The following is a 6927-nucleotide window of genomic DNA, read 5'->3' as shown; positions in this document are numbered from 1 at the left end:
TTTATCTCCAGTTTCTTCTCTTTTTCTTATCAGTCTATCAAGGAACTTTGCGCGTTTTGCGGGGTGCAAATGTAACATCCGTTTTCTAATCTCACAAGCTTTATCGAATCTTTTTTTCAAAATAAATTTTCCCTCTCGATCTAATTAACTTGTCAGTGTTTTAAAGAACTTGTGCGCCATTGCGGGTGCAAAACTACACCCTTTATTCAGTTATTCAAGCTTTTTTAAACGCTTTTTTTGATCTTTTCTTAACTTAATCTTTAAATCGCTGGAAACATGAATATTGAAACACAAAGTTTTTTACTCTCCCCAGCCCTCTCCAAAGGAAAAAGTGACTAAATGGACAGAATGAGTGGCAATCATTATATATTTAGGTAATGAATATACATATATGTGAAAGCTACAGTACTATATAAGACAGCAAATGAATACCTAGAAATGAAATTTATCCTTTGTCAAAATGACAAAGTCGATGCAACATGACACCATAGCCCCGATAAAAGCGACATCCTTTGTGTTTTTTCTTTAAAAGCACAAAGATATAGCGGATAGCGGGAAATAGCTCCTAAATAGAAACATTCGTTCTATACCTATATATAAGGAGTGTCGATTTAGTTTTTACACCTATATAGTAACAAACCTTACATATATATTGTATGTATTTTTGTAATGGTCTATATTTGCATTCTTAAAATAATATACAATGATTAAGATTACTTTGCCCGACGGGTCAGTTAAAGAGTTTGCTCCAGGGGTCACTCCTATGGATGTTGCTAAAAGCATTAGTGAAGGATTTGCCAGAAATGTGATTTCGGCTTCTTTTGATGGTACAACTGTGGAAACCTCTACTCCTTTGACGACGGACGGCAGTCTTATATTATATACCTGGAATGACGCTGATGGAAAGAAAGCGTTTTGGCATTCGACTTCACATGTGATGGCGCAGGTTCTTGAGGAATTGTTCCCAGGGATTAAATTAACTCTTGGGCCAGCAATATCTAATGGGTTTTATTATGATGTAGATTTTGAAGACCAGAAAATCACAGATGCTGACTTTAAAAAAATCGAGGATCGTGTTCTTGAAATATCAAGAGGAAAGCATGAATTCAAATTACGTCCCGTTTCTAAAGCTGAAGCTTTAGAACTATATAAGGACAACGTTTATAAAACAGAGATGATCACCAATCTTGAGGACGGAACGATTACGTTTTGCGATCACGATACGTTTACTGATTTATGTCGTGGTGGCCATATTCCGAATACTGGAATAATCAAAGCGATGAAGATCATGAGTGTTGCTGGTGCCTACTGGCGTGGTGACGAGAAAAACAAACAGTTGACTCGTGTTTACGGAACTTCATTTCCTAAACAGAAGGATTTGACTGAATACCTAGAATTACTGGAAGAAGCAAAACGCCGTGACCATAGAAAACTGGGGAAAGAACTGGAGCTGTTTGCTTTTTCACAAAAAGTAGGTGCAGGATTGCCATTGTGGTTGCCGAAAGGAGCTGCTTTGAGAGACCGTTTAGAACAGTTTTTGAAAAAAGCACAGAAAAAAGGCGGTTACGAGCAAGTGATTACGCCACACATTGGTCAGAAAGAATTATATGTAACTTCAGGGCATTATGCAAAATATGGCGCTGATAGTTTTCAGCCTATTAGTACTCCAGCCGAAGGAGAAGAGTTTTTATTGAAACCAATGAACTGTCCTCATCACTGTGAAATTTACAATGTACGTCCGTGGTCATACAAAGATTTACCGAAGCGTTATGCTGAATTTGGTACCGTTTACAGATACGAACAAAGTGGTGAATTACACGGTTTAACTCGTGTAAGAGGATTTACTCAAGATGATGCGCATATTTTTTGTACTCCGGAACAACTGGACGAAGAGTTTAAGAAAGTAATTGACTTGGTACTGTATGTATTTGGTTCATTAGGATTTGAAAACTTTACAGCTCAGATTTCTTTGAGAGACAAAGAGAATAGAGATAAGTATATAGGTAGCGATGAAAATTGGGAAAAAGCGGAAAATGCGATTATCAATGCTGCTGCTGACAAAGGTTTAAATACTGTTGTAGAATATGGAGAAGCGGCTTTCTATGGTCCAAAACTGGATTTCATGGTAAAAGATGCTTTGGGGAGACAATGGCAATTAGGGACGATTCAGGTGGATTACAACCTACCGGAACGTTTTGATTTGACTTACAAAGGATCTGATAATGAATTACACAGACCGGTGATGATTCACAGAGCTCCTTTTGGCTCAATGGAACGATTTATTGCTATTTTACTGGAGCATACTGCAGGAAATTTCCCTCTTTGGCTGATGCCGGAACAAGCTATAATATTGTCTTTGAGCGAGAAATATGAAATATATGCGAAAAAAGTTTTAGATTTGCTAGAAAATCACGAAATTCGCGCCCTTGTAGACAATAGAAACGAGACAATTGGCAAGAAAATCAGGGATGCCGAAATGCAAAAAACCCCGTTTATGCTGATTGTAGGTGAAGAAGAAGAGAAGAATGGCACTATTTCTATCCGTCGTCATGGACAGGAAGGTAAAGGAAATATAAGCGTTACAATAGAAGAATTTGTTGCTATTGTAAACGAAGAGATCAATAAAACATTAAAAGTATTTACAGTTTAACTTAAATTATAAAGTCATAGCAATAAGAAGCAACAGAGGTTACCAACCTCGCGTAGAAAAAAAAGATGCCCACAGAATAAACAACCTTATTCGTGGTGTACAAGAAGTAAGACTTGTAGGAGAGAACATTGAGCCAGGAGTTTTTAAACTTTCAGAAGCTTTAAGATTAGCAGATCAATTTGAATTGGATCTTGTTGAGATTTCTCCTAATGCAGAACCACCAGTTTGCAAAATCATGGATTACAAGAAATTTGTTTACGAACAAAAGAAACGTGATAAAGTCTTAAAAGCGAAATCTACACAAGTTGTTGTGAAAGAAATCCGTTTTGGTCCACAAACCGATGAGCATGATTATGAGTTTAAGAGAAAGAACGCGGAAAAATTCTTGAAAGAAGGAGCGAAATTGAAAGCGTTTGTTTTCTTTAAAGGACGTTCGATTATCTATAAAGATCAAGGTCAAATCTTATTGTTGAGATTAGCGACAGATCTTGAAGAGTTTGGTAAAGTGGAAGCGATGCCAGTTCTGGAAGGAAAGAGAATGATTATGTTCATTGCTCCTAAGAAGAAGAAGTAAACAGTTGGCAGTCGCAGTTTCCTGTTTCAGACTGAAAACCGAGACTGAAAACTAAAAAATAAGTAAGTAAGAATAAATTAAAACACTAGGAAAAAATGCCTAAAATGAAAACCAAATCTAGCGCCAAGAAACGTTTTAAAGTTACTGGTTCTGGAAAGATTAAAAGAAAGCATGCTTTTAAAAGTCACATTTTGACTAAAAAATCAAAAAAACGTAAATTAGCATTGACACACTCTGCGCTAGTTCACAAAACAGATATGAAAAGCATCAAACAACAATTAAGAATTATATAATTAAGTCTTTAAGTTGTAAGTCCAAGGTCTTCAAGACTTTCGACATTCGACTTAAAAACTTTTTAAATAATCTTTAGGTTAAAACAATTTAAAATAACCTTGGAGTATGGCTTTTAAGTTCTCTTGATTTAATTCGGGGCGCCTGCTACAAAAAAAACAATAAAATTATGCCAAGAGCGGTAAATTCAGTTGCTAAAAGAGCAAGAAGAAAAAAAATAATGAAGCAAGCCAAAGGTTTCTTTGGTAGACGTAAAAACGTTTGGACAGTTGCTAAGAACGCGGTAGAGAAAGCAATGTGCTACGCTTACCGTGACAGAAAAGTGAACAAAAGAAATTTCCGTGCATTATGGATTCAACGTATCAACGCTGGAGCTAGATTGGAAGGAATGTCTTACTCACAATTCATGGGTAAAGTAAAAGCTAACGGAATCGAATTGAACCGTAAAGTTCTTGCAGATTTAGCGATGAATCACCCTGTAGCTTTCAAAGCAATACTTAATAAAGTAAAATAAACGTTTTATCAACTCAATTTAGATTACTTACTTATATAGAAACCTCAATCGAAAGATTGGGGTTTTTTGTGTTTTAAATGGTATTTAAACCATCATTAAAAAATAAAATTTATACTAATCAGATCGCTTTTGTATTGTAATTAATTTCTGTACTTTCGACAAATGATACTCAAAAAGCGATATTTCCTGATTTATATTTTAGCACTAACACTCTTTTTAGTACTTCAATCTTGTGAGAAAAAAGCACAAAAAAATTACCAAAAAAAACAGAATACTGCCGAAATTGAGCTACTTCTAAAACAGGCTCATATCTATTATGAAAATGGTAAATTTGATAGTTCATACTATTTTTATAACAAAGCCAAATCTAGCGCCGAATTAAAAAAAGATACTTCTAGAATTATTCATTCATTAGCATGGATGGCTCAAATACAAAGAAACCAAGGAGATTATACAGGTAGTGAGACCACAAGTATTGAAGCCTTCCAGTTTATAGAAAATTCTAATAAATACCCAAATGGAGAAACTAATATATACATTGGTCTCGGAAATAATTACTTAAATACTTTTGATTATGACAATGCAATATATTACTTCAAAAAAGCAATAAACTATAAAACAGATAAAATTGACAAAGCTGGTATTATAAATAATATCGGTGTCACTTATATAGAAAAGAGTAATTACCAAAAAGCACTACAAATACTTTTACCCTTACTTAAAAAAAAAGAAGTAATAAATGATGAAGAAACATATGCCAGAATAAACGATAATTTAGGTGACGCATATGATAAATCTAAAAGTTTAAAGGCTTTTTACTATTTAAATTTAGGCTTAAAAATAAGAGAAAAAATAAAAGATGACTGGGGATTGCTTTCGAGTTATTATCATCTTTCGCAATATTATAAAAAAAGCAACCCAAAATTAGCTACAGATTATGCATTATTGACCTATGAAAAAGCAACTAAAATAAATAGTGTTGATGATCGTTTACGATCTTTAGAACTATTAATACAAAACAGTACAGGACATAAATTGAAAAGACATTCCTTGCTCTATCTCCATATAAACGACAGTATCTACAAAGTACGACTAAATACAAAAAATCAATTTGCTAAAATCAAATACGATTCCAAGAAAGAAAAGGATGAAAATCTAAAACTAAAAGCGCAAAAGGTAATTCAAGAAGAACAGCAACGTAACAGAAATTTCTACTTATATTTTGGTGTTGTAATTATTATTTTGATAAGTATTTTGATCTCTAATTTTCTTATTGCAAAAAATAAAAAAGAAAAAATAAAAACCTCCTACACTACAGAGATTCGAATTGCAAAAAAACTTCATGATGAGTTGGCTAATGACGTATATCATACTATGGCTTTTGCTGAAACACAGGATTTATCCACCAGTCAGAATAAAGAAATATTACTCAACAATCTAGATACAATTTATTCCAGAACGCGAAATATTTCTAAAGAAAATAGTACTATAGAATCAGGACCTCTCTTTCTATCTGGCTTAAAAGGAATGATATCTGGCTTTAACAACAATGAAGTAAATATATTGACAAATGGAATAGATACAGTCAATTGGAAAGCTTTAGAAGACAATAAAAAAATCACTGTTTATCGCATACTTCAAGAATTGCTTGTCAACATGAAAAAACACAGTCAATGCAGCTTAGTCGTAATCTCTTTCAAGAAAAATGAAGGAAAATTACAAATCGATTATAGTGATAACGGAGTTGGAGCTACATTTGAAAATTTAACCTCAAAAAATGGATTACAGAATGTAGAAAACCGCATCCAGTCCATAAAAGGAACTATTTCATTTGACACTAAATCTAACAAAGGATTCAAAGTAAGTTTTATGTTTCCAATATAACCAGAGTCTTAAACTCAATAAAATGTTAGTTTCCAAAGTATATTGCTTCGGCTATTGTTTATGTATATATTTTTTAATAATATACTGAGATATTGGCTTTAATGTTTTCCCTGTTTCTGGATGCAATCCAGGTTGATTAAAATATTCATAACTTCCATCAAATGATTTTCCATACCAAACTATAGGTTTTCCTTTTTCGAAGAAAATCGTATTTCTGTTAACCTCTATTTTTTTTAAGGATAATAAATTTTCATTCAAAACTTCAACTGACGTAAATTCTCCAATGATTAATTTTTCATTTTTACACTCTACGGCTTCATAATGATTGCCGTCCCAAATCATGCATTCTTTTTCGGGAAAAATTATATTCTTTACAGTATACCCCATAAAAAACAAGGATAAGAATATAGTAAAAATAACTACTTTTCTTTTTTCGAATCTACCAATATTCTTTGGTTCAAATCCCTTTTCAATCCATTTATCTAAAGGAAGATTCTCATCACCCGATTCATCTTTATCCATTAATGAAGGAACCTCTACATAACCTATTTCATTAATTTTCACATTAAGTAAATACTTATTGTAAGGTCTTGGATTAAAATCAATAATAATGGCAGCCAATTCAATTCTTGTGGAATTGTCTGAATCTTTCTCTCCTTTTAAAAATGATATAATAGGTCTAAATCTTGCTATATCAGAATTCTCCATAGACTTCCTTAAACTCCCCTCCTCTTTTACATTAAAAAATAATTTAAATATATTTTCATCTGATTTTGATAGTAAATTATCAAAAATCATTAAACACAAATTTCGTAATTGTGCAGGTGTAGGATTCAATAAAATACCCGAAACATCTTCACTTTTCTTCTCTTCATATTTTACTTTAATGGCACTCTTATACTGTTCAAAAGTAATTTTATTCATAAGCATTTACTGGCATTAACAAGCATTAAACGGAACTCATCGGAATTACCGGAATTTCTGGAATTCCAGTAAAAATATTCCATAAAGACA

General features: G+C 32.9%; 6 protein-coding genes. 5 read left to right on the top strand and 1 reads right to left on the bottom strand.

What is annotated here, in order from left to right; all coding sequences use genetic code 11:
- The first annotated feature begins 703 nt into the window (after positions 1-703).
- From thrS to ACM55I_RS13545, 5 genes are all read left to right on the top strand, one after another.
- Positions 704-2650: a threonine--tRNA ligase gene (thrS, locus tag ACM55I_RS13565; protein WP_416847381.1), complete on the top strand. Its 1947-nt coding sequence runs from the start codon at positions 704-706 to the stop codon at positions 2648-2650.
- Between the two features lie 16 nt (positions 2651-2666).
- Positions 2667-3224, top strand: a complete 558-nt coding sequence (infC, locus tag ACM55I_RS13560) for a translation initiation factor IF-3 (RefSeq protein WP_369699884.1) — start codon at positions 2667-2669, stop codon at positions 3222-3224.
- A gap of 95 nt (positions 3225-3319) precedes the next feature.
- Positions 3320-3517: a 50S ribosomal protein L35 gene (gene rpmI / locus ACM55I_RS13555; RefSeq protein WP_022827375.1), complete on the top strand. Its 198-nt coding sequence runs from the start codon at positions 3320-3322 to the stop codon at positions 3515-3517.
- A gap of 167 nt (positions 3518-3684) precedes the next feature.
- On the top strand, positions 3685-4029 hold the full coding sequence (gene rplT, locus ACM55I_RS13550) for a 50S ribosomal protein L20 (protein ID WP_416847380.1): 345 nt from the start codon (positions 3685-3687) through the stop codon (positions 4027-4029).
- A gap of 162 nt (positions 4030-4191) precedes the next feature.
- Entirely contained in the window at positions 4192-5913 is a 1722-nt protein-coding gene (locus ACM55I_RS13545; protein WP_416847379.1) for a tetratricopeptide repeat-containing sensor histidine kinase, read from the top strand.
- A gap of 51 nt (positions 5914-5964) precedes the next feature.
- Here ACM55I_RS13545 and ACM55I_RS13540 read toward each other — a convergent pair whose 3' ends face one another.
- Positions 5965-6837 (bottom strand): hypothetical protein, encoded by an 873-nt coding sequence (locus ACM55I_RS13540; protein WP_416847377.1) that lies wholly within the window; start codon positions 6835-6837, stop codon positions 5965-5967.
- Positions 6838-6927 lie beyond the last annotated feature (90 nt).

The sequence above is a fragment of the Flavobacterium algoris genome (assembly GCF_048158525.1).
Classification (GTDB): domain Bacteria; phylum Bacteroidota; class Bacteroidia; order Flavobacteriales; family Flavobacteriaceae; genus Flavobacterium; species Flavobacterium algoris.
The sequence above is the reverse complement of the archived record's forward strand: the minus strand, read 5'-3'. Positions and strand labels throughout refer to the sequence as shown.